Origin of the sequence: Microcoleus sp. AT9b-C3, assembly GCF_036705485.1 — a bacterium.
In the GTDB taxonomy this organism is placed as follows: Bacteria; Cyanobacteriota; Cyanobacteriia; order Cyanobacteriales; family Microcoleaceae; genus Microcoleus.
The window spans coordinates 64,811-85,092 of the sequence record NZ_JAUBUR010000008.1 but is presented as its reverse complement, the minus strand read 5'-3'; the positions used below and the strand labels follow the sequence as shown (position 1 = coordinate 85,092).

19 protein-coding genes are annotated in these 20,282 nt (G+C 46.5%); 6 read left to right on the top strand and 13 right to left on the bottom strand.

What is annotated here, in order from left to right; genetic code table 11:
- Positions 1–49 precede the first annotated feature (49 nt).
- The 5 genes from QUB77_RS09930 to hemE form a co-directional block, all read right to left on the bottom strand.
- A complete protein-coding gene (locus tag QUB77_RS09930; protein WP_333171859.1) occupies positions 50–451 on the bottom strand; it encodes a type II toxin-antitoxin system VapC family toxin in 402 nt (133 codons plus the stop codon).
- Positions 448–693, bottom strand: coding sequence for a type II toxin-antitoxin system Phd/YefM family antitoxin (locus QUB77_RS09925; RefSeq protein ID WP_333171857.1), 246 nt, complete (start codon positions 691–693; stop codon positions 448–450). The genes QUB77_RS09930 and QUB77_RS09925 overlap by 4 nt, the downstream gene beginning before the upstream one ends.
- 106 nt (positions 694–799) lie before the next feature.
- Positions 800–2,392 (bottom strand): B12-binding domain-containing radical SAM protein, encoded by a 1,593-nt coding sequence (locus QUB77_RS09920; RefSeq protein WP_333171855.1) that lies wholly within the window; start codon positions 2,390–2,392, stop codon positions 800–802.
- A 430-nt stretch (positions 2,393–2,822) separates the two neighbouring features.
- Positions 2,823–3,788: an NAD(P)-dependent oxidoreductase gene (locus QUB77_RS09915; protein ID WP_333171853.1), complete on the bottom strand. Its 966-nt coding sequence runs from the start codon at positions 3,786–3,788 to the stop codon at positions 2,823–2,825.
- Between the two features lie 325 nt (positions 3,789–4,113).
- Positions 4,114–5,178 carry a uroporphyrinogen decarboxylase gene (hemE, locus tag QUB77_RS09910; protein WP_015178097.1) on the bottom strand — a complete coding sequence of 355 codons (1,065 nt, stop codon included), beginning with the start codon at positions 5,176–5,178 and terminating at the stop codon, positions 4,114–4,116.
- A gap of 314 nt (positions 5,179–5,492) precedes the next feature.
- On the opposite strand from hemE, the gene QUB77_RS09905 reads away from it, so the two are divergent.
- A complete protein-coding gene (locus tag QUB77_RS09905; protein WP_333171851.1) occupies positions 5,493–5,996 on the top strand; it encodes a YetF domain-containing protein in 504 nt (167 codons plus the stop codon).
- Between the two features lie 489 nt (positions 5,997–6,485).
- Here the strand turns inward: QUB77_RS09905 and QUB77_RS09900 are convergent, their stop codons facing one another.
- Positions 6,486–7,268 (bottom strand): hypothetical protein, encoded by a 783-nt coding sequence (locus QUB77_RS09900; protein ID WP_333171849.1) that lies wholly within the window; start codon positions 7,266–7,268, stop codon positions 6,486–6,488.
- Positions 7,269–7,614: 346 nt separating this feature from the next.
- On the opposite strand from QUB77_RS09900, the gene QUB77_RS09895 reads away from it, so the two are divergent.
- Entirely contained in the window at positions 7,615–8,136 is a 522-nt protein-coding gene (locus tag QUB77_RS09895) for a hypothetical protein (protein ID WP_333171847.1), read from the top strand.
- Between the two features lie 26 nt (positions 8,137–8,162).
- Here QUB77_RS09895 and QUB77_RS09890 read toward each other — a convergent pair whose 3' ends face one another.
- From QUB77_RS09890 to QUB77_RS09875, 4 genes are all read right to left on the bottom strand, one after another.
- The gene (locus tag QUB77_RS09890) at positions 8,163–9,077 is read right to left on the bottom strand and encodes an LD-carboxypeptidase (RefSeq protein ID WP_333171845.1); all 915 of its coding nucleotides are present in this window, start codon (positions 9,075–9,077) and stop codon (positions 8,163–8,165) included.
- A gap of 303 nt (positions 9,078–9,380) precedes the next feature.
- Positions 9,381–10,142: a type I methionyl aminopeptidase gene (gene map / locus QUB77_RS09885; protein WP_190659689.1), complete on the bottom strand. Its 762-nt coding sequence runs from the start codon at positions 10,140–10,142 to the stop codon at positions 9,381–9,383.
- A 135-nt stretch (positions 10,143–10,277) separates the two neighbouring features.
- On the bottom strand, positions 10,278–11,363 hold the full coding sequence (locus QUB77_RS09880) for a glycosyltransferase family 4 protein (protein ID WP_333171843.1): 1,086 nt from the start codon (positions 11,361–11,363) through the stop codon (positions 10,278–10,280).
- A gap of 107 nt (positions 11,364–11,470) precedes the next feature.
- Positions 11,471–12,664 (bottom strand): HEAT repeat domain-containing protein, encoded by a 1,194-nt coding sequence (locus QUB77_RS09875; RefSeq protein WP_333171841.1) that lies wholly within the window; start codon positions 12,662–12,664, stop codon positions 11,471–11,473.
- 921 nt (positions 12,665–13,585) lie between these two features.
- Between QUB77_RS09875 and QUB77_RS09870 the strand changes: the two genes are divergently transcribed.
- Positions 13,586–15,340 carry a CapA family protein gene (locus tag QUB77_RS09870; protein ID WP_333171839.1) on the top strand — a complete coding sequence of 585 codons (1,755 nt, stop codon included), beginning with the start codon at positions 13,586–13,588 and terminating at the stop codon, positions 15,338–15,340.
- Between the two features lie 184 nt (positions 15,341–15,524).
- Here the strand turns inward: QUB77_RS09870 and QUB77_RS09865 are convergent, their stop codons facing one another.
- Positions 15,525–16,616 carry a PfkB family carbohydrate kinase gene (locus QUB77_RS09865; protein WP_333171836.1) on the bottom strand — a complete coding sequence of 364 codons (1,092 nt, stop codon included), beginning with the start codon at positions 16,614–16,616 and terminating at the stop codon, positions 15,525–15,527.
- A gap of 286 nt (positions 16,617–16,902) precedes the next feature.
- Positions 16,903–17,454 (bottom strand): response regulator, encoded by a 552-nt coding sequence (locus QUB77_RS09860; protein WP_333069606.1) that lies wholly within the window; start codon positions 17,452–17,454, stop codon positions 16,903–16,905.
- A 198-nt stretch (positions 17,455–17,652) separates the two neighbouring features.
- Here QUB77_RS09860 and lipA point away from each other — a divergent pair, with 198 nt between their 5' ends.
- Both lipA and QUB77_RS09850 read left to right on the top strand, forming a co-directional pair.
- Complete coding sequence (lipA, locus tag QUB77_RS09855; RefSeq protein WP_333171834.1) at positions 17,653–18,609, top strand: lipoyl synthase; 957 nt, start codon at positions 17,653–17,655, stop codon at positions 18,607–18,609.
- Positions 18,610–18,735: 126 nt separating this feature from the next.
- On the top strand, positions 18,736–18,882 hold the full coding sequence (locus QUB77_RS09850; protein ID WP_333171832.1) for a photosystem I protein PsaX: 147 nt from the start codon (positions 18,736–18,738) through the stop codon (positions 18,880–18,882).
- 211 nt (positions 18,883–19,093) lie between these two features.
- Here the strand turns inward: QUB77_RS09850 and QUB77_RS09845 are convergent, their stop codons facing one another.
- A complete protein-coding gene (locus tag QUB77_RS09845; protein WP_333171831.1) occupies positions 19,094–19,453 on the bottom strand; it encodes a hypothetical protein in 360 nt (119 codons plus the stop codon).
- A gap of 78 nt (positions 19,454–19,531) precedes the next feature.
- Here QUB77_RS09845 and QUB77_RS09840 point away from each other — a divergent pair, with 78 nt between their 5' ends.
- Complete coding sequence (locus tag QUB77_RS09840; RefSeq protein ID WP_333171829.1) at positions 19,532–20,146, top strand: DJ-1/PfpI family protein; 615 nt, start codon at positions 19,532–19,534, stop codon at positions 20,144–20,146.
- Positions 20,147–20,282 lie beyond the last annotated feature (136 nt).

Here is a 20,282-nt window from a genome sequence, read left to right as displayed (position 1 = left end):
TATCCGCAGATATGACATTCCCAGGCAGAGCTTGGAAACGAGATTAATCTCACGAATTGGCGGCCCAAAGAATATCAATATCGCTGTATTGCTTGAACATTGAATCAGCACTCACAAGCGTCATCTCCTCCATCTGAGCCTGGGCAATCAGCATTCGATCGAAGGGATCTCGATGATGTAATGGTAACGGAGCCGCTCGCAGGGCATGAGGTGCTGTAATTTCGAGCGATCGCGCATCTAACTGTATCATGCGTGTCGAAATGTAGGTATCTATCGGTTCTGGCAGTGGTAACTTTCCGATCGCAACTTTGATGCCCATTTCCCAGACACTAGCAACAGAAAACCACAATTCGTTCGTTTCATCGGCAATATGTGCGATCGCCTCCTCATTCAATCGATCTGGTTGGGCAAACCACCACAAAAAACACTGCGTATCCAGCAAGAGTTTCACTCTTCATCTCCCTCGAATGCTGTCAAAATCTCTTTTGGCAAAGGATCGTTAAAGTCCTCTGGCAAAACAAATCTCCCTCGATCTTGTCCCAAACTAGCTCGTCGATTGGATGAAGTACGAAACGGAACCAACTTCGCGACTGGGATGCCTTCGTTGGAAATAATGATTTCTTCTCCCAGTTCCACACGCGACAATAGTCGTGATAAATTTGTTTTAGCTTGATGGATATTTACAGTTTCCATGCTCTTAAAAAACCAAGTCTATAAACTAAGTATAACCAAATAAACGCAGACAATCTTAAATTCATCTGCGTTTACCTGCGTTCATCTGCGGTTCAATTCTCCAACCCTAAACAGCTTGCACTTGCTTCTCCTCAACAGCAACAGGTTCTTGATATACTGTTTGAGACTCATTAGCCAAAAACTCAGCCAATTGAGCTTCAATTTCATCCCGTACAATCTGGCGGTATTCGAGGAAATGCTCGTTGTGAGCACACACAGTCAAATAATGATCCCAAACCGCAGGATTGCGTTTGAGAATGCTGAACAAATGATGCCAGAACTTCCACCGAGTTTTGCGCTTGACTCCCTGCCGCCAAACCACAGTTAGCAGTGCTCGCAAATCGATCCAACTGGGAACTCTTGCAGGTATCTTTGCTGTAGGTGCACCCAACATTAAGAAATGGCGATAAGTCCGGTCTAAATATTTCTCAGCATCGTACACTTCGCAGAATGCCTCGACATATTCGCGGGCAATATCTTCGAGAGGCCGCGTCGGGATAAAGTTCATCAAAGTAGTCTGATTGAGGTTGCCAGATTTGTCGCGCAACCGCCCTTCTTTTGCTAGTCTGTGGGACAATGCAGTGTGTGGCAAAGCTTGCAGCATTCCAAAGGTTGTACTCGGAATGGCTGCTGCTTCGGCAAACTTGACAATCCGCTGACCGGCACCGGGTTTTTCGCCGTCAAATCCGATGATAAATCCGGCCATTACTCGCAAACCCGATTTGGCAATTAATTCTACGGATTCGATCAGGGAATTGCGGGTATTTTGGAATTTTTTGGTCATTTGCAAGCTTTCTTCATCAGGGGTTTCAATCCCTAGAAATACTGCATTAAAATTGCAAGCAACCATCATGTCCATCAATTCTTGGTCTTGGGCTAAATCGATGGACGCTTCTGTGTTGAAAGTAAACGGGAATTTGTGTTCTTCTTGCCAGACTTGTAAGTCTTTTAGCAACAGTTTGACGCTGCGTTTGTTGCCGATAAAGTTGTCGTCTACCATGAACACGCCGCGCCGCCAGCCCAAGTTGTAGAGATAGTCTAATTCTGCTATCAATTGTTGGGGGTTTTTGGTGCGGGGTTTGCGGCCGTAGAGGACGATGATGTCGCAGAATTCGCACTGGAAGGGACAACCTCGGGAAAATTGAATCGACATCGAGTCGTAGGCGTCTAATTCCAGCAAGTCGAAGCGGGGAACGGGGGTTGTGGTAACATCGGGTTTTACGCCGTCCGATCGATAAATTCCGCTTTTTTCGCCGCGCGCTATTGCTTCGACAAACATTGGCAAGGTGATTTCGCCTTCGTCGAGAATCAGGTAATCTATGCCCGCTGCTTGAGGTTCTTCGGGTACTGAAGTCGGGTAAGGGCCGCCGCAAGCTACGGATTTACCGCGCCGTTTTGCTTCGCGAATTATGTCTAGCAAATCTTCTTTTTGGACAATCATTGCGGACAGAATAACGAGCTCTGCCCATTCCCATTCAGCTTCTGTAATTTGTCTGATATTGCGATCGACTAACTTAAATTCCCATTCTTGGGGTAAAATAGCTGCTACAGTTACCAAACCCAGCGGTGGCAGCAGCACTTTACGATCGACTAATTCTAAGATTTTCTCGTAAGACCAAAATGTTTTCGGAAACAGCGGGTAAACTAGAAGAACTCGCATTATATGTTAAACCTCACATCAGTAAACAACTTGCGATCGGGCTGGCGTGTTTGAGAGTTTTATCGACTCTCAAGACTTCATGTTAAGGCTAAAATTACGATCTTGCACTCGATCGAATATCTGGCGAGGGGTCACACCCCCTAAGCCACACACAATGAGCGCAATTTTTAGCTTGCAGTTCCCTGTTAAAGTTTGCAAATGCTGATATCTTATCGTATTTGACCCTTAATTGAGGATAATCGCATTTAAAAAGCATGGGATTAAGGCAAAAAAAACTTGAAACAGTAAATTAGTCGTTTGGTGTGCACGAATCACCCTACATTACTCGTTTAGTGCACATTCCTTCTTCCCTCGAACCTCTTCCTTCTTCCTGACATCCGTTACATCCGTTACATCCGTTACATAATCCGCTGCCGAACTTCCTTCTCCCCTACTTTGAATCTTTGCCCGGAATCCCGCTAGTTCTTAACATATCTGCCACTGTGCCGCAGTAACTCGGCATTCCTATGCTTTCGGGATTCACCAGATTTTGATAGGTAAAATGGCGGTAGCTGATACAAAATCTATCCCAAGCAGCCACCTGAATTCGGAACAGCCAAATAAAGAAATCTGCTAGCCAAGGTGACAGAGTAATCCGAAAAAATATGTTTTTATTCAAATACTGGCAAGCTTGTTCTACCACTTCATTAGCTGTAATTGCCGGATTTCCTAGCACAAAATGTCGCGGTTCTTCGGAAGCAGGTGGATGTTCAACTAAATAATTAACTACTTTGGCAATATCTGCACCGTGGATGAAGTGAAAACTGCCATCTGCCTTAAACCAGCGAATCAAACCAATCCATTTGGCGACAAGTGGCAGACCAGATGACAAGTGAGAAACTGGTTTTTCTGCATCTCCTCCCAATACTAATGTCGGGTAAAGTGCTGTAATTGGAGGCACATTTGTCAAGGCTGACAAATGCACCATGCAGTTGTATTTTGAGCTAATATAATCTGTTCCTAGTTCCCCGGCTTCTTTCAGCAAATTGTTGTCTCGACCGAGAATACTTGCCGTTGAAAAATAAATTACTTGCTGGCAAGTCTGTGGCGAAAGTAGTTGAATTAGGCGGAGAGTTTTGGTTACGTTAACGTCAAACACTTCTTGAGTTCCTCCCCAAGCAGTGGCAGCTAAAATCGCTACATTTATTGTTTGGAGAAGTTCGGCATGTCGATCGATATCTCGCATATCGCCTTGTATTATATGGATGCCGGGGCGGGCTTTCCAGTCAAATTTTAATTTTTCTGGGTTGCGAACTAAGAGGTAAAGTTCGTGGTTTGTTTCTTGAATCAAAGTTTCGGCCATGTAGTGACCGATACAGCCACTTGCACCCGTCACAAAAATTTTTTTGGAGTTCATTTTGCCGCAGGGGAAGAGGGAGGATTTGAGGATTTTTCGAGGGTAGGGAAACGGCATGGCCTATTAGTGCCAACTTCAACCTAAAGTCCATGAGGAATATCGCTTTTATTCGAGTCCAGATCCCCCTAAATCCCCCTTAATAAGGGGGACTTTGAGTGGTTCATATCCCCCCTTATTAAGGGGGGTTAGGGGGGATCTAGACTTTGATACAAACAAGAGAGACGGTGGGTTTTACGTTAAGTTGACACTAATGGACTCTTGGAGTGTCCTACAAATATGAGTTGCAATTAACCGGATTCGATCGCATTCTACAATCGAAATCAAATTAAGCAGCAACTGCAAGCAATTTGTCGGCTTGTTTTGCGGTTTCAAAGAAGAAACGCACGTTATCTTCGGGAGTTCCCGGTAAGACGCCGTGTCCCAAATTGAGGATGTGTCCGCGATGACCGGCTTTGCGAATTGTATCAAGAATTCGATCGCGAATAAACGGTTGAGAACCAAACAACACGCCGGGATCGAGATTTCCCTGAACGTTCATGTTGGGGCCCAAACGCTTGCGCGCGTCGGCCATATCAACCGTCCAATCCACGCTGATGATATCCGCGCCGGATGTTGTCATGCGTTCGAGGAGGCCGGCGCTACCGGTGACTAACAGAATTAGCGGGGTGTCGGGATGGGTTTTTTTGACTTGCTCGAATACTTGTTTCTGGTAAGGTAGGGCGAAGGTGTCGTAGTCCTGCGGGGAGAGTTGGCCGGCCCAGGAGTCGAACATTTGCACTACTTGGGCGCCGCAGTCGATTTGATAGCGCACGTAAACGGCGATCGCATCGGCGAATTTCGACAGCAACTGATGCAGTAAAGTTGGATCGGAAAATGCCATGTTTTTGATGATGGCATAATCCTTAGAACCTTTGCCCTCAACGGCATAGGCTGCCAACGTCCAGGGCGCGCCCACAAAGCCGAGCACGGTGGATTTGTTGCCGACTTCTTCGCGCAGGGATTTCAGGATTGTTTTGATAAACGGCAAGCTTTCTTCCGGGTTCAGCGGTTGCAGGTTGTCAATTTGCTGCTGAGTGCGGATGGGTGCGTGGATAATCGGGCCTTTACCTTCGGCGATGTCCATGTCGATGCCCAAACCGGGCATAGGGGTGACAATATCGGAAAACAGAATTACGCCGTCGGGTTGAAACGCGCGCCACGGCTGAAGGGAAACTTCGATCGCAACTTCGGGAATTTCGGAACGTTCGCGAAACGAGGGATACTTTTCTCGCAAATCTCGATAAGCCTTCATGTAGCGGCCGGCTTGACGCATCATCCACACGGGCGGGCGGTCTAGGGTTTCGCCGCGGGCTGCCCGCAACAACAAGGGAACTTCATTTAATGCCGACATTTTAACTTTTCTCTACCTTAGATATTTCAATGCCTTTGGTAGCTTACCACTGTGCGATCGTCCTTTTTGACAAAAAATTCATCTGTCAGCGGGGAGGGAGATGAGGGAGTGGCTGAGTTCGATAGCAACCTTCTGGCACGGTCAAGGAATTCTTAATAGCTGAAACTATTGCTAATACGGAATTTTCACATCCACGCTTCTGCTACAATGACAATGCAAACTAACAGAATCCGCGACCGCGACCTCAAGCAGACGAAGCATCTAGGACTGGCGCAGCAGGGAAGCACCCAAAATGAGGACGGCGAAATAAAAATATGTTTTTTGACAATTGGTTTGAAATAATTCGGATTTTGACGCTCGGCGTTTCCGCTTACGCCGCGCTGATTGTTTTGCTGCTCGTCTCCGGCAAGCGAACTCTGTCGAAGTGGAATGCCTTCGATTTCATCGTTACCATCGCGCTCGGTTCGACGCTGGCGACTGTCATCATGTCAAAAGACGTTTCGCTCGTCGAGGGCATTTTTGGACTCGGCTTGCTCATCGGGCTGCAATTCATCGTCACGTGGCTTGCCGTGCGGGTAAAGTGGGTAAAAAATCTCATCAAAGCCGAACCTACTATGCTGCTCAACCAAGGCCAATTTCTGCCTGTGGCGATGCGGCAGCAGCGCGTGAGTGAAGAGGAAATTCGGGCGGCGATTCGGGGGACGGGCAGCGCGTCGATCGAAGAAATCGAAGCAGTCGTGCTAGAAACCGACGGCAGCATGAGCGTTGTCAAAAAATCTCCGAACACTTCGCGATCGGCTCTCAAAGATGTAACTTAGTCGATCTGTGAAATACCCAAACTAAACGGAGTACCGTTATAATTCGGGCTTCGTGTCTCGTTTGCCGTCGCTCTATTGGGGATATTCATTGCTGAATATTCGTCATCAAAGACGATCGGAGTCTTACACAGCATCTCTGGGCTTTTACGCCCTTTATCCCCTCGTAGGGAACCCACGCCGAAGTCCTATTTCCTAAGACCAAAAACTATTTTCGTACAACAAACATGGGTTATTTTTTACAGCAGGGCATACCATACTAACCAGCGGTCTGCCTTTTCCTCCTTTCTCTCGCCGTTTCCCGGTAAACATATTACTGCTACTATGACCGTTTTGTTATTACAGCCGAGTGAGTGGGTCGCAACCATCTATATATTAACTCAAATCAACTCTATATGCCAACTCTTTCTATATTTTTGTTTGGCTTATATCCCAACACCGAACCGGGTACAGTTACGGTGTGGGACTTACACCAATTGAGTTAAATCGAAACTATCTCGTCACACAGACTCCGCCCACCACTACCCGACATTGATCTGGGCCCGCATCGAATCTACTATCATTCCGCCTCGCCGAGTCTAACTCTCTAGTCCGCGAATTGTAATAATAATCTCCCGCCGGATACCTTCTATTCGGGACCGCGCAGTAAGTTGAATCTTGATTACCATCGTCAAACCTTACTCTCACCATAGAACGTCTCTCGCGACAATCAACAGACCGCAAGTCAAAATCATCTTGCAACAGCCGTTCTCTATCATATCCACCGTCATATCGATCGTCATCTCGCCTGGTGTACCAATCGTCCCGCGAATTGCGAGCTCGTCTGTCGCCCCCATCAATTCCCGAAACTTCCAGCGTGTAGCTACCGCCTCTAGCTGCATCTTTTGCTAACACTAACAGTTTATAATCGCCACTACGGGGAATTTGATAATTAAAAGAACGGTCTTGCGTAAAAGCGACTTGTTTGTTGTTCCCGTAAAACAGCACCATTACGGGAGTAAAACCGCGACTTCTATCTGTATCTAAAAACACTTCAATGTTGTCCCCTTCCCTCGCGCTGAATGTGTATTCTTGGCCGCGCAATTCTTCGGTCGGAGATCCCGGAACCCACATATTTCGGAAACGGTAAATCGGGGAAGTGCGGCGAATTACTCCATCTATGCGATCGTTATTCCCTATCTGTTCGCCAACAGCACTAGACGAAATGCCAGTGAGTGCCAATCCTGCAACTAGCACAGTGGCCGCAATACTGTTTAACAAGTTGTGTGTTCTCATATCCACCTCTTTGCGAAAGTTTTAAAATCTTTTTGCTGTGTTGCCAGCAACATTTGCACATATAATCCATTTTAAATGTAATTTTGGCTATCTAGTGTTAGCCTCACCCGACGGGACTATTTTGTTGCTGTAAACTATTATCTGGCAGGATTTACGCCACCCCTCTAGATATAGCGTGAATGTAGGGGCAAACCTCCCGCGATTCGCGATCGCACAATCTCGATTCCCCAAAACCTCCGTAGATTTACTTATAGTGGTTGGAGCTTGAAAACTTTGATAGAATGAAACATCCCTGCTTAGAATTAGGTAGTGGCAATTGATGCAATTCACGATCGTGTTTTTTGCTATGCCATTAAATTTAAATCCGTTCTTCAAACTATTGTACTCGCTCTTGCCCTACCGGGAAGCAACCATTCATATACCATTTTCCAAAAATGTAGTCCGCCAACGGCTTGCTGCCAAAGTTCGTACAGGTTTAACGGTTCACAAAGCTATAATCGGGGGAAGCCGAATTCTTTACTGCTACCAAATCGAGCTTGATGGTGATTTCCTCCGCGCGACAATTACTGGCGGAGATTGGAGAGGCTTTTTGGTGGCGACAGGACAAATTCAAGACGTTGAAGGCGGTTCGGTGTTGCCATTGAAGATGAGTCTTCCCACTATATCTATTGTCTTTTTACTGTCTTTGGGATTGGGTTGGCTTGTATTTTTCTTTGTCACCGAAAAACCACCCTTAGAAATCATCCCATTTTTCCTGATAATTTTACTATTATCCTATGCTTTATTTATGCTTCAGTTTCGCTACCATGCACAACGCACCTTAAATATTCTGAAATCGACAATTCTTTTACAGAACTTTGATGAATGATTTTCAGGCTATCTAAAAAGTAGTTTTTACCCGCAACTGAGCAATCCCGAATCAGCGTCAAGACTAGCTATAATTCCCATCGGTAAAGCAGCGTTAACTCCCTCGTGCCCGAAGGGCAAATCGGATACAATCGGAATATTCAAGTCCCCCAGCCGATCGCGCAAAACCTCTTCAATGCTAAAACTAGGAATACTCGGGTCAATCTCGCAGCGACTGAAGCGCCCCACAGCAATGCCCCGCACCCCAGCGAAAGCCCCCGCCATCCGCCACTGAGTCAGCATTCGATCGACCCTGTAAGGAGCCTCGGAAACATCCTCAAATGCGAGAATAACCCCGGTCAAATCCGGTTGATACGGGGTTCCGAGCAAATGAGAAGCCACGGTCAGATTCGCTGGAAACAGCCGGCCGGTGGCTTTTCCGCTGCCCCATCCTTTACCTTGCAAAGATTGTAAGGGACGACCTTCTATGCAGTCAAAAAGTCGATCGACAGACCAATCCGGTTCAGCAGCCAAAGTTGTCAGCATCGGCCCGTGAACACCCCAAACACCCAATTTAGCCTGATTCCACAGCAAAGCAGTAATGTCGGAAAAGCCGATTAACCATTTCGGCGAATGGGAATCGGGAGTTGGAAATTGGGAATTTTCCGCCTTTCCCACATTTCCTTTTTCCAAAAGTCGAGTGCTGCCGAAACCGCCTCGAACACAGAGAATACCGCGACAATCCGGGTCATTTAGGGCATCTGCTAGCTGTCGGACGCGGTTTTCGTCGGAACCGGCCAAATAGCCCCAGCGATCGTCAAAACCCGGTGTTAATTCAATTCGATACCCGCGGGATTTCCAAATTTCTACACCCTTTTCAAAGTTGGTTGATTCTCGCAAAGTGCCACTAGGGGCAATTACTTTGAGCAAATCTCCTGGTTGCAGAAATTTTATGTCAGTCATTAGTTATTAGTTATTAGTTAGAGCGTGTTTGGTGAATCATCGTAATTCTGTAGGGGCGGGTTTTACAGACAATTTCTGACTAAAACAGACTATCTCGAAAACCCGCCCCCACCCACCCATAAATACAAACCTACATTTTCGGATTCGATGCAAATTTCAGGTGGATTTGGGTTATCGGTTGTGGCGGGGCGGGTTTATCTAGATTGTTGATTATCGTTAGATATTGTCTGTAAAACCGCCCCTACGGGATATGGTTGATTATTGATTTAGGAGTGAGTTTTTCAGATTGTTTGTTAATCATTACTACGGCAAAGTCAGAATTTCTACCCCAGAATCTGTGACAGCTAACGTGTGCTCAAATTGAGCCGAAAGTTTTCCATCCTTGGTGATAGATGTCCAACCATCGGCGAGAATTTCCACTTCCCAAGTACCCTCATTAATCATCGGCTCGATCGTAAAAACCATGCCTTGTCTGAGCTTTTTTCCCGTACCCCGCTTGCCGTAGTGCAGAATTTCCGGTTCAGTGTGAAAGACTCGGTGAATCCCGTGTCCCGCAAAATTTCGCACTACCGAAAAACCTTGTGCTTCAGCATATTCTTGAATCGCGGCACCTATGTCGCCCGTACGAGCACCCGGTTTGACTTCGGCAATTCCTCTTCTTAAACATTCCTCGGTTACTTCAACTAACTTTTTCGCTACAGGGGAAGGTTTACCCACAAAAAAAGTTTTGGAAGTATCGCCATGATAACCATCAACTAAAGGTGTTACATCAATATTAATAATGTCACCTTCTTTCAGAATTTGTTTCGCATTCGGGATGCCGTGACAGACTACTTCATTGACGCTAGCACACAGAGATTTGGGAAATCCTTTATAGCCTAGCGGAGCGCTTTTTGCTCCGTGTGCCAAAGTCCAGCGTTCGGCTTCATCGTTAATTTCCAGAGTGCTGACACCAGGTTTTACCATTGGTTCGAGATGTAGCAGAAGTTCGGCCGCTAAACGGCCTGCTTGGCGCATTTTTTCGATTTCTCTACTGGATAAAAGCACTAAACGTTCGGTTGCCATAGTTTTTTCTGTTTTCTTTTTTTGTGGTCGATTAAGAGTTTATTTAACTCAACTTTAGAATAGATTTGAATTGCTGTTCAATAAACTTGTAAGGTGCGTCCGTCAGCGAATCTTGGTAACATTTTGCCAGTATTATTACTGACGCCCCCTACTAGCAGTGATAGATTTGAACCAGTGTTCACAACGATCGCCCAAAGCTGCTAAAGAATATTCTACCTCTGCTTGTCGCCGGCAAGCGCTGCGGTCAATTTGGTCTAAGCGGGCGATCGCACCTACCAAGCCATTTACGCTATCAGGCTCCACTAAAAAGCCCGTCAGTCCGTCTCTAACAATTTCCGCCGGCCCCCCGCGCTCGTAAGCAATCACGGGCACACCGCACGCTAAAGCCTCGATCGCGACATTTCCGAAAGCTTCCACCCAACGTGGTGTCATCAACAATGCTCGGCACTGACGGACTAGCTCTTGCATTTGGGTTGTTGTCAGAAACCCTAAATATTCTACCGGAGCATCCGGGTAATCTGCACAAATTTTTTGCCAATAATCCTCATCTTGCATTTTGCCCATAATTTTCAGGGGAATGCCTGTAATTTTCGCTGCTGCTACTGCATCTTCTAAGCCTTTTTCCGGGGCGATGCGGCCTAGCCAAGCTAATTTAGACTGCGGTTTGTTGCAAAATTCGTACAGGGATAAATCTATGCCATTTCCCAACAACTGACATTCATCGGCAAAGGCGAATGTTTTGGCTTGAGAAGCGGTGTGAACTCCGATCGTACCAGGAAACTCGAGGGCGGTTTGTCCGGCAATGCGATCGAGGGCTGCGGAAAGGGAGCCCATGCTGATCAAATGTGCGATCGGAGTCCTAAAAAATGGTGTCAAATAAAACGGCAGCCAATCGTAGGCAAAATTAACAATGACATCCGATTCATCCTGAACTTGGCGAGCATATTCCCACATATTCGCCAGCACAGAATCTGCGGGCATCACAATAGGATCATTGTAATCTTGTGTTTGGGCGGTTACTTGCAAATCACCCGTTATTTCGATTACTGGAATTGATTCTAAGACTGAACCTATCGGCGCTACAACTGCTATTTTATGACCGCGACTCTGCAATTCTTTAGCAATGTTAAGGACTGTAAGTTCGACCCCGCCGCCCAACCCCGAACCTAGTTGACCGACCGAAGTTGACAGAAACAATAGTTTTAAAGGGTTATTAGTCATTAGTCCTTAGTAATTAGTCAGCATTCACTAATTTTAACATAATCTAAATTATAAATTCTCCAATCTCAAATCTCAATTTTTAAATGATTTTAAAATTGCTACATTTATTAATCCATCCCAGAACGCGGACGGATGCGATTCAACTGATTGATTGCCCAGCGAGCAGTTTCCTGAACTTCTGGATCTGGATCGTCAGTCGCACGGTGCAACAAGTAACTGATTTGATTCACCAATTCGTAAATCCGCGTCAAGTCTCGAATTGCATTTTTACGCACTTCTGGATTTTCATTCTGCAGCGAAATTGACCAAGCATTATTCATTGGTTTGAGGGTGCGAATGCCAATTTCCGAGAGACTTGCCAAAATTAAACTGTACTGCTTCGAGTCCGAATTTGGTAACAAATCGAGCAACGGCTCAACGGCTCTGGAATCTCCCCGCTGACCTAGTTCCCAAATTGCTTTGCCCCTCTTTGCCGGATTTAGCTGCTGCAAATCTTCAATCAGTGCTTCAATAATATCAACTTGAGGTCTACCATCCGTTTGGGGAAGGGCAATATCTTTCTTGCGACTCGCTAGGGAATCGCCTTGATTAGTAGTTGTTTCGGGAATGTTGAAACCTGTGTTGCTGTAACCATTGCTGTGAGTTTCCAATGGCGAGGTGTCGGAATTAATTCGATCGCCCTCGAATGCTGCATCCTCGGATTCGGATTCCCCGGATTCCCTGATAAAAGGTCGATCGCTGCTCTCGATACTGTAGTCTTTTGGCAAATCCAAAGGGTAGGGCAAGGCTGACAGCGATTGTCGCCCAGAAGAAGTCTCTTGCGGTCTAATTTCGTGCGAGTTTGTAGGAGAACCGGGATTAGTGAACTGAGAGTTTCTTTGGTTGTGGCGATCAAATCTTCCCCGTCTTCGCTTAGAATGATTTGACTCGCCGCTGCTAACTAATTTGAGCATGATAAATACTGCCGCTGCCGTGACGACAACTGCTGCCAAACCCAACATTAAGAACCCCCGCTGACGAGACAAAATGACGATCAAATTGGATACCGATTTCGGGATCTTAGAATTAGATTTGGACGTTTTGGACGGCTTAGATTTGTTTTTATCGGGCGCTGGAGACGGTTTTGAAGGCTGGGAATCCTGGCGATCGTCCGGGGGAGAGTTCGCCTGAGCAATTTCTTGGGAAACAGCACGCGCAGAGGCATTGAGTACCTGTTGCCCTCCGTCGGCACTTGGACTGAACGCAGCGCCCAGACAGGCAATGCAGGTGAACAAACATACAGAGGAGCGGTAATGCGCCATAAGACTCAATCCGGGTTTTGAGAGGCAACGCCGCATGACGAGCTTTAGTTTAACCTTGAGTTAGCTCGATCCTAGCTGCTATGGGCTTAACTAACTCACAAATAAAATAGCACCAGACTAACGAAAAACCCTGGTTTGAGAGGGCACTGAGCCAGATCTTATAAGCACAATTGTGTCATTCACGTGCAACTCCTTTAAATAATTAGTTTAATTAGTTTAAAACGAACAACTACATCGGCGGCCGCGACTTTAGCAGCGGCATCCCAAAAGTTGATTGCAGCTAATCTCACCTACGTGCATTGTGCCGTGCAGGCCGCGCAGCGCAGCACTGCGGGGGCGCTAGCAGACGATTGTGGCTCGCCCTCGATTTCTCACTAATAGCGTGGCATGACCAAGAGTTTAACAAGCTTCCGAGCCTGCGGGTCGATCGTTTTTGTCTGAATTTGGACCCAAGTGGGACAGGGGGATTGGCAGTGGTAACGAGAAACTTGGTTTTTTCGTTAATTTTTCGCTGCTAAACCGCATATTTTCCGTACATTTAAGGACGCACTCTCGACGCTCATAAACCCGTTTTATTTACCAAAAATGCTGTCAGAAAGAGAGCGGTGATTTGACCGATGTTAATTTCAAGGGGGGCACTTATCCCGGATAGAAGTGTTTGGGCGATCGACTAAGATAACCGTTAGGAAATATTGTATTCAGCTAGCAAGCGCTAAAAATCATACTATCTTGTAAAAGAAGGGTCGGATTTAGTTAGAAGCTATAGTGAGAGCGAGTATACCCTTTCACGCACGCGCCCTCTCCCCACCTTCAGTTTATTTGTACCCACTTACTTAAGTTAAATCAATCGGTATTTCATCCTGTGTCGCCAAATTTGATATAAGATCGAGCTAAATTTCTAGTGTGAGAGTAGAGGCGTTTGTGAGCCAACAAGATATTTTAAATTTAGCAAAAGAAGGCGATGCTAGGGCGATCGCCTTTCTGATCGGCCTAGCACTCCAAAGCTTCGGCGTCACGGCTAAAGCCAGCCGGGAAAATGACACCCTGCACCTGCTGCTGGAAGCAGAACATTTACCCGCAGAAGAAGCCTGTCTCCGAGTCGCAGTCAAAGGGTTGCAGCGGCTGCAACCAAATAACCTTTACTCCGTGACAGTTTACGGGCGGCGCAGTGGCCAGCAATTGCCCGCTTGGACTCAGACGGTAGAATTAAAAAAACGCTTGACTTCCGAAACCGTGAGTCCGTTAGTGGCCGTGAATGCAGCAGTAGCTGCGAGTGCAGCAGTAGCCGCTAGTGTAGCCGCTTCTCCCATTCCTGTGACTTTGCCCAAGCTAGAAAAACCTCAAAATGTCACAACAGCGCCCACTCAAACACCAGAAAAATCTCCGCCCCAACCCCCTAAAATCCCAACTGCAAAACCCCCAAACCAAAGGCAGCAAAAGCCCTCACCGCAGCCAGAGTTAGCCCGCACTAAAACTAAAAAATCTGGGCTGTCAGTCGGTGCTCTGAGTCTAATTCTCGTACCGATATCCGGCTTTGTGCTGGCTTCTCAACTTTACAAATCCTCAACCACCGCTACTAATAACCCTCTCACGTCAAAGCCTGCGGTACAAGAAGTGCGATCGACACCCGCGCCTGCACCCGCAGCCAAACCCCTTCCCGCTCCAAAATCGCCCTCTCCTGCCGCCAAAAAACCTGCCATTGTGCCCGCCACTGTCAGCATCAAAGCAGTTGGTGACATGATCCCCGGCACAAATTATCCCTACAATAAACTGCCGGCAAAAAAAGAGATGTTATTAGAGTCGGTAAAACCGTACCTCAAAGGAGCTGATATTCTGTTTGGCAATTTTGAAAGCACGATGACGGATTATCCTTACAGTTCCAAAGCAGGCGGCGGACGAATGCTGTTTGCCTTTCGGACGCCTCCGAGTTATGCGAAAATTTTCAAAGATGTTGGTTTTGATATTTTGAATGTTGCCAACAATCACTCTTACGATTTTAACGAGCAGGGATTTAAGGACACAATTAAAAACATCGACAGCAATGGCATGAAGGCTGTTGGTAAAAGAGATCAAATTGTTTATCAAAATGTCAAGGGTGTGAATTTTGCCTTTATCGGTTTCAGCAACTACGGCGAAGTTCACAATTCCTTGCTGGAACTGAAAGCGGGAGCAGAAGTTGTCAAAAAAGCTAAGGAAAAGGCTGATATTGTAGTGATATCAGTTCATGCTGGCTCTGAAGGAACGGGAGCTCTGAATGTGAGAAATAAAACTGAGTTCTTTTACGGAGAAAACCGGGGAAATATGGTTTTGTTTTCGCGGACGATGATTGATGCGGGAGCCGATTTGATTTTGGGACACGGCCCGCACGTTCCCCGAGCGATGGAACTTTATAAAGGGAAATTGATTGCTTATTCCCTGGGCAATTTTTTGGGTTATCGCACTTTGTCCACGGCAGGAGCACTCGGTCAATCTCTAATTTTGGATGTGAAAATGACTCCGCAAGGGGATTTTGTTTCTGGTAAGATTATCCCCGTCCAACTTGACGGGCGAGGTGTTCCGGCTGTTGATAACAAATTTAGGACTGTGGGGTTGATTGACCGTTTGACAAAGAGCGATTTTCCCAATAGCGGTTTGACAATTGATGACAAGGGACAACTTTTGAAAAAGAGTAAGTAGTTATTGGGAATTGGGAATTTTAACTGGTTCCCAGGCAGAGCCTGGGAACCGATATCCAGGGGCTCGGCCTCGAAAAGCGATCGGGAAAATTGGAGGCTGAGCCTCCGGATCTGCGTTACCAGGCTCTTCCTGGGAACAAGTAATAATCAATCGCCCATTACAATGCTCTACAGCTTACCCGCGCCTATAGTGCAATCATCGTTTTCAAAGCTTCTTTCATTTCGTCTGCTGTCGTCGTTGCCGTACCGAACTGACGCACGACAATACTAGCCGCCAAATTGCCCAAAACTGCCGCTTCCCAACCAGATGCACCGACGCACAAAGCTAAAGTCATTGCTGCTACAACTGTATCTCCCGCACCGGTTACGTCGAATACATCAGTCTTGTTAAAAGGGGGAATGTCCCAACTTTGAATGGCAAATTCGCCCTTTTCACAAATGGATGTTGGAGAAGGTGAATTTTTGATTTCTTCGCCGATCGCCCTTTCAAACAAAGTCATCCCTTCTTCGCCGCGAGTAATCAGGATTTTTTGAGCTTGAGTTAAGTTCAATAAATCGCGTCCTGCTTGCATTAAAGTTTGAGGGTTTTTGATAGCATATCCGACGGCTTGCTCGGCTTCGGGCAAGTTCGGAGTAAATAACATTGCTCCAGAATATCGCTGCAAATTGGTTTGAGCATCTACAATTGTTTTGCCGGGAACCACTGCCGATTCGATCGCCAAATTCGTCCAAACTCCGTCGCCGTAGTCGGAACAAACCACGGCATCTACTGTCGGTATTTGCTGCCGGATGTAGTCTGCCAGTTGCAACTGCAAATCTAAATCCGGCAACTCGTCCGATTTGCGATCGACTCGGACAATTTGCTGAGTTACCGACTGCCGCGCGTGCCCGGAAATTCGAGTTTTGGTGACAGTTGGACGCTGCGAATCGATTAAAATCCCACCCGTATCAATTCCCGCCGCCTCAAAAATACCGCACAAAGCCTTTCCCTGGTCATCTTTTCCCACCAAACCAGCAACTTTTACTTTGCCTCCCAGTTTGGCTAAATTATAGACAGCATTTGCGCCACCTCCTGGTACTTGCTGAGTATTTTCGTAGCGCAAAATCAACACAGGTGCTTCGCGGGAAATTCGCTCTACTTGTCCGGTAAGAAACTCGTCCAAGGTCAAATCTCCGATCGCTAATACCTGCGCTCGATCGAAGCAGTCTAATCTTTTCAATAATTGCTCTGTTGAGGCACGCAGTTGAGGCAAAAAATCGGAATAGTCGTTAGTCATTAACCAAAAAAATGAGACTGAGGAGTTAATAATTGAGTGTGGAACGAGCGGGAATTAAAAATCCTAATATTAATTAATAATTAATTTCCTCCCTTGTTTTATTTTTAACTTTTAATTGATTTTCTCACTGGGATTTTGATAAACCAGTTGCAGGCTATTGGCGATCGCACTCGCTCAAACAATTTGGCAAAAAAATGCAGATAAAATCGCAGCCTTTGAGACTCAACTGAAAGTTTCACGGTGTGGAAGTTTCCTTCTACATAAGTGCCTTCAAAAAACACCAGAATTATTTCAATTTCTGCTTGATGATCGTAATCACCTGAGTCATTTGTTTTTTGAGTGCATCAATTTCCGCTTGCATTTTCGCCATTTTCGCAGTCATCGCCTGAATTTCGGCGGCGCCCCCTCCAGAAGTGGGTGCAGCGGCTGCTGCTGGGGCTTCCGGTACTGGTTTCTTTTTGGCCAGTACCATCGCCGATTTGATTGCCTCGGTTAGCTGCTTCTTCTCAAACGGTTTGGCGATGAATGCAAAAAAATGCTTCTCAAAGGGTTTCGGAATTTTTTCCATCACCTCTTCTTCGCGGCCCGACATGATCACCAAAGGTATCTTAGAAAGCTCAGGATGGGCTTGCACTTTTTGATACACTTCCCAACCGCTGACTTTGGGCAGTAGGAAATCTAACATAATTAGATTTGGCCGGGCTTGACGGATCAGTTTGAGTCCCTCTTCGCCGTCTTTTGCTTCTAGAACTTCAAAGTTACCCTGAGGCAACATCTCTCGGACTCGGACGCGGATGACTTTACTGTCATCGATTACCAAGATTTTTTGACCAGCCACGACTGACTCCTTCAGTAATGAATGAGTGATGATTTGCAACCTTCAGTATATCCCTAACAGAATTCTACCCATAATTCTGGGCGAGTTTAGTTTTGTTGCACCTCGGCACGATCCTGATTTCGGGTGATACTCCTACAAGTTCAGGGGCTTTGATTTCGGATACGATCGAAGGAATTAACTCAATCGCCACTTAATTTTATGTCGCCCCAAACTCCTAAAACTCCTACTGTCAAAGCAGTTGCCGCCCAAATGCGGGGTGAAATCGAGGCGATGCCGGAGTGGTTGCGCAGGCCGGTTGGCAAAGCTAGCGAACTTTCCCAGGTGCAAAAAATTATCAAACAGCGGCAAATTCACACGATTTGTGAGGAGGGGAGATGTCCCAACCGGGGCGAGTGCTACGCGCAAAAAACGGCGACTTTTTTGTTGATGGGGCCGACTTGCACCCGCGCTTGTGCTTTTTGTCAAGTAGATAAAGGCCATTCTCCGATGCCGCTAGACCCGGAGGAACCGCAAAAGGTGGCCGAGGCTGTGCAGTTGTTGGGTTTGCGCTATGCAGTGCTGACTTCGGTGGCGAGGGATGATTTGCCGGATGGGGGTGCGGGTTGGTTTGCCAGGACGATCGCCCAAATCCGCAGTCTAAACCCGCATACTGAAGTTGAGGTGCTGACGCCGGATTTTTGGGGGGGAATCGGGAGGAGTTCAGAGGGGGAGAATTCCGGCCTCGATGAGTTGCAGCGACAGCGGATTCGGACGGTGGTGGAGGCTAAACCGGCTTGTTACAACCACAATATTGAGACGGTGCGGCGGTTGCAAGGGCCGGTGCGGAGGGGGGCGAAGTACGATCGCTCGATCGACGTTCTGCGTATTGTTAAGCAATATGACCCAACTATTCCCACCAAATCCGGTTTGATGTTGGGGCACGGGGAAACCGAAGCCGAGATAGTCGAAGCGATGACTGATTTGCGGGATGCCAAGTGCGATCGGCTCACCCTCGGTCAATACATGAGACCATCTCTAGAGCACCTCCCAGTGCGTAAATACTGGACGCCGGCCGAATTTGACCGTTTTGGGTCGATCGCGCGGGAGATGGGGTTTGAGCGCGTGCGATCGGGGCCTCTCGTCCGCAGTTCATACCACGCCGGAGAGAGCGATTGAAATTAATCTGAATTCAACTCGGTATAAACTCCTTGTTACAAAAAATAACTCTAGAGGATTGTGCATAAGTGCGACGCTCTCTGCTATTTGTAAATAGAGTGACATTATGAATTAGGAGCTTTACCTATGCCAGAGATAGCGAAGAACCAATTAAAATCCGACTCCGTGATGAAAACGGGCAAATTCCCTTACACATTTCGTGCAGGCTGGTTTCTCTTGCTGTTAGCAATCAATTTTTTGGTTGCAGCCTATTATTTCCATATCATTGAATAGTTCTGCGACTTAATTTTTAGCAGACCCTGCTGTTTTCGACCTCAACGTCAGAGAATGGGAGAGGAGGAGAGGGGGACAGTTTGGAGTTGGGAGTTGGCGAGAATATGACTTCATTCTTCTAACTAATGACTACTGACTTTTTTCCTCTTCCCTTGAACCTCTTCCTTTTGACTAATGGCTAATGGCTAATGACCAATGACTAATGACTTCTCTAGCGATTTCTCGACGCTTCTAGCTTTGACAAGCGCTCTTGAATTTTGATAATATCTTGCTTATTTTCAATTGCCAAAGTTGCTAAATTGTCAAACAGCGGGTCTCCAGACGGCGTTCTAGGATTTGTGCGACCAGAACCGGAAGGAGACTGAGGCCGGTTAACTCTAGAACCTTGATTCTGCAAACTGTAGATTTGTCCTCGGAGTTCAGAAATTTGACGTTCTAATTGAGTAATGCGAAATTCTAATTGAGTTGTGGATTGGGCGGGTGTAAAAATTGGCGAAACAGCAATTGCCAAGGCACAAGCCAGACACAACACACATAGTTTCAAGGCGCGATGGCGAATATTTTTCGGCATAGCTTTAATGATTTAAATTATACCAGTTCTAGGATAACAAATCGCCGCTATTTTTGGTCTCTATCAGAAGTATGTCTTATGGCAACTAGGAACGTAGCTATTTTAATGTTCGATGATGTCGAGGTACTGGACTTTGCAGGCCCCTTTGAAGTGTTTTCGGTGACATCAGAATTAAATAAGGGCGATTCCCTTCGGGATAGCTTCGCTTCACGACCTTTTGCAGTCTCTACCGTAGCCGAACATCCAGGTGCTGTCAACGCCCGCAACGGTTTGAGTGTAAATCCCGACTGCACCATTTCCGATTGTCCGCCACCGGATATTTTAATTATACCGGGAGGGCAAGGTACGAGAAAGTTAATCGATAATTCAGCAGTTATTAATTGGATAAAAGATTGTGCGCGAACAGCAGAATTAGTGCTTTCTGTCTGTACGGGTTCGCTGCTTTTGGCAAAAGCTGGTTTGTTGGAAGGTTTGGAAGCAACTACACACCATCGGGCATTGGAGTTACTGAGACAATTAGCGCCCAACACAACTATTATCGAAAATCAGCGATTTGTAGATAACGGCAAAATCATCACTTCTGGGGGAATTGCTGCGGGAATTGATATGTCTTTGCACGTTGTCGGCAAGCTTTTGGGAACAGCACAAGCTGAACAAACAGCAGAGCACATGGAATATAAAATTGGGAATTAGTAATTGGGAATCGAGTTAATTCAGGACATACACAAAACCTCTAAATGTAGGGTGCGCAATGCGCACCTTACTGGGAATCGAGTTAATTCAGGACATACACAAAACCTCTAAATGTAGGGTGCGCATTGCGCACCTT

Excerpts from the sequence above, each read along its gene's own strand:
- QUB77_RS09925 (WP_333171857.1), bottom strand. The coding sequence starts at position 693 with ATGGAAACTGTAAATATCCATCAAGCTAAAACAAATTTATCACGACTA.
- QUB77_RS09920 (WP_333171855.1), bottom strand. The coding sequence starts at position 2,392 with ATGCGAGTTCTTCTAGTTTACCCGCTGTTTCCGAAAACATTTTGGTCT.
- QUB77_RS09915 (WP_333171853.1), bottom strand. The coding sequence starts at position 3,788 with ATGAACTCCAAAAAAATTTTTGTGACGGGTGCAAGTGGCTGTATCGGT.
- hemE (WP_015178097.1), bottom strand. The coding sequence starts at position 5,178 with ATGTCGGCATTAAATGAAGTTCCCTTGTTGTTGCGGGCAGCCCGCGGC.
- QUB77_RS09905 (WP_333171851.1), top strand. The coding sequence starts at position 5,493 with ATGTTTTTTGACAATTGGTTTGAAATAATTCGGATTTTGACGCTCGGC.
- QUB77_RS09900 (WP_333171849.1), bottom strand. The coding sequence starts at position 7,268 with ATGAGAACACACAACTTGTTAAACAGTATTGCGGCCACTGTGCTAGTT.
- QUB77_RS09895 (WP_333171847.1), top strand. The coding sequence starts at position 7,615 with ATGCCATTAAATTTAAATCCGTTCTTCAAACTATTGTACTCGCTCTTG.
- QUB77_RS09890 (WP_333171845.1), bottom strand. The coding sequence starts at position 9,077 with ATGACTGACATAAAATTTCTGCAACCAGGAGATTTGCTCAAAGTAATT.
- map (WP_190659689.1), bottom strand. The coding sequence starts at position 10,142 with ATGGCAACCGAACGTTTAGTGCTTTTATCCAGTAGAGAAATCGAAAAA.
- QUB77_RS09880 (WP_333171843.1), bottom strand. The coding sequence starts at position 11,363 with ATGACTAATAACCCTTTAAAACTATTGTTTCTGTCAACTTCGGTCGGT.
- QUB77_RS09875 (WP_333171841.1), bottom strand. The coding sequence starts at position 12,664 with ATGGCGCATTACCGCTCCTCTGTATGTTTGTTCACCTGCATTGCCTGT.
- QUB77_RS09865 (WP_333171836.1), bottom strand. The coding sequence starts at position 16,616 with ATGACTAACGACTATTCCGATTTTTTGCCTCAACTGCGTGCCTCAACA.
- lipA (WP_333171834.1), top strand. The coding sequence starts at position 17,653 with ATGTCGCCCCAAACTCCTAAAACTCCTACTGTCAAAGCAGTTGCCGCC.
- QUB77_RS09850 (WP_333171832.1), top strand. The coding sequence starts at position 18,736 with ATGCCAGAGATAGCGAAGAACCAATTAAAATCCGACTCCGTGATGAAA.
- QUB77_RS09845 (WP_333171831.1), bottom strand. The coding sequence starts at position 19,453 with ATGCCGAAAAATATTCGCCATCGCGCCTTGAAACTATGTGTGTTGTGT.
- QUB77_RS09840 (WP_333171829.1), top strand. The coding sequence starts at position 19,532 with ATGGCAACTAGGAACGTAGCTATTTTAATGTTCGATGATGTCGAGGTA.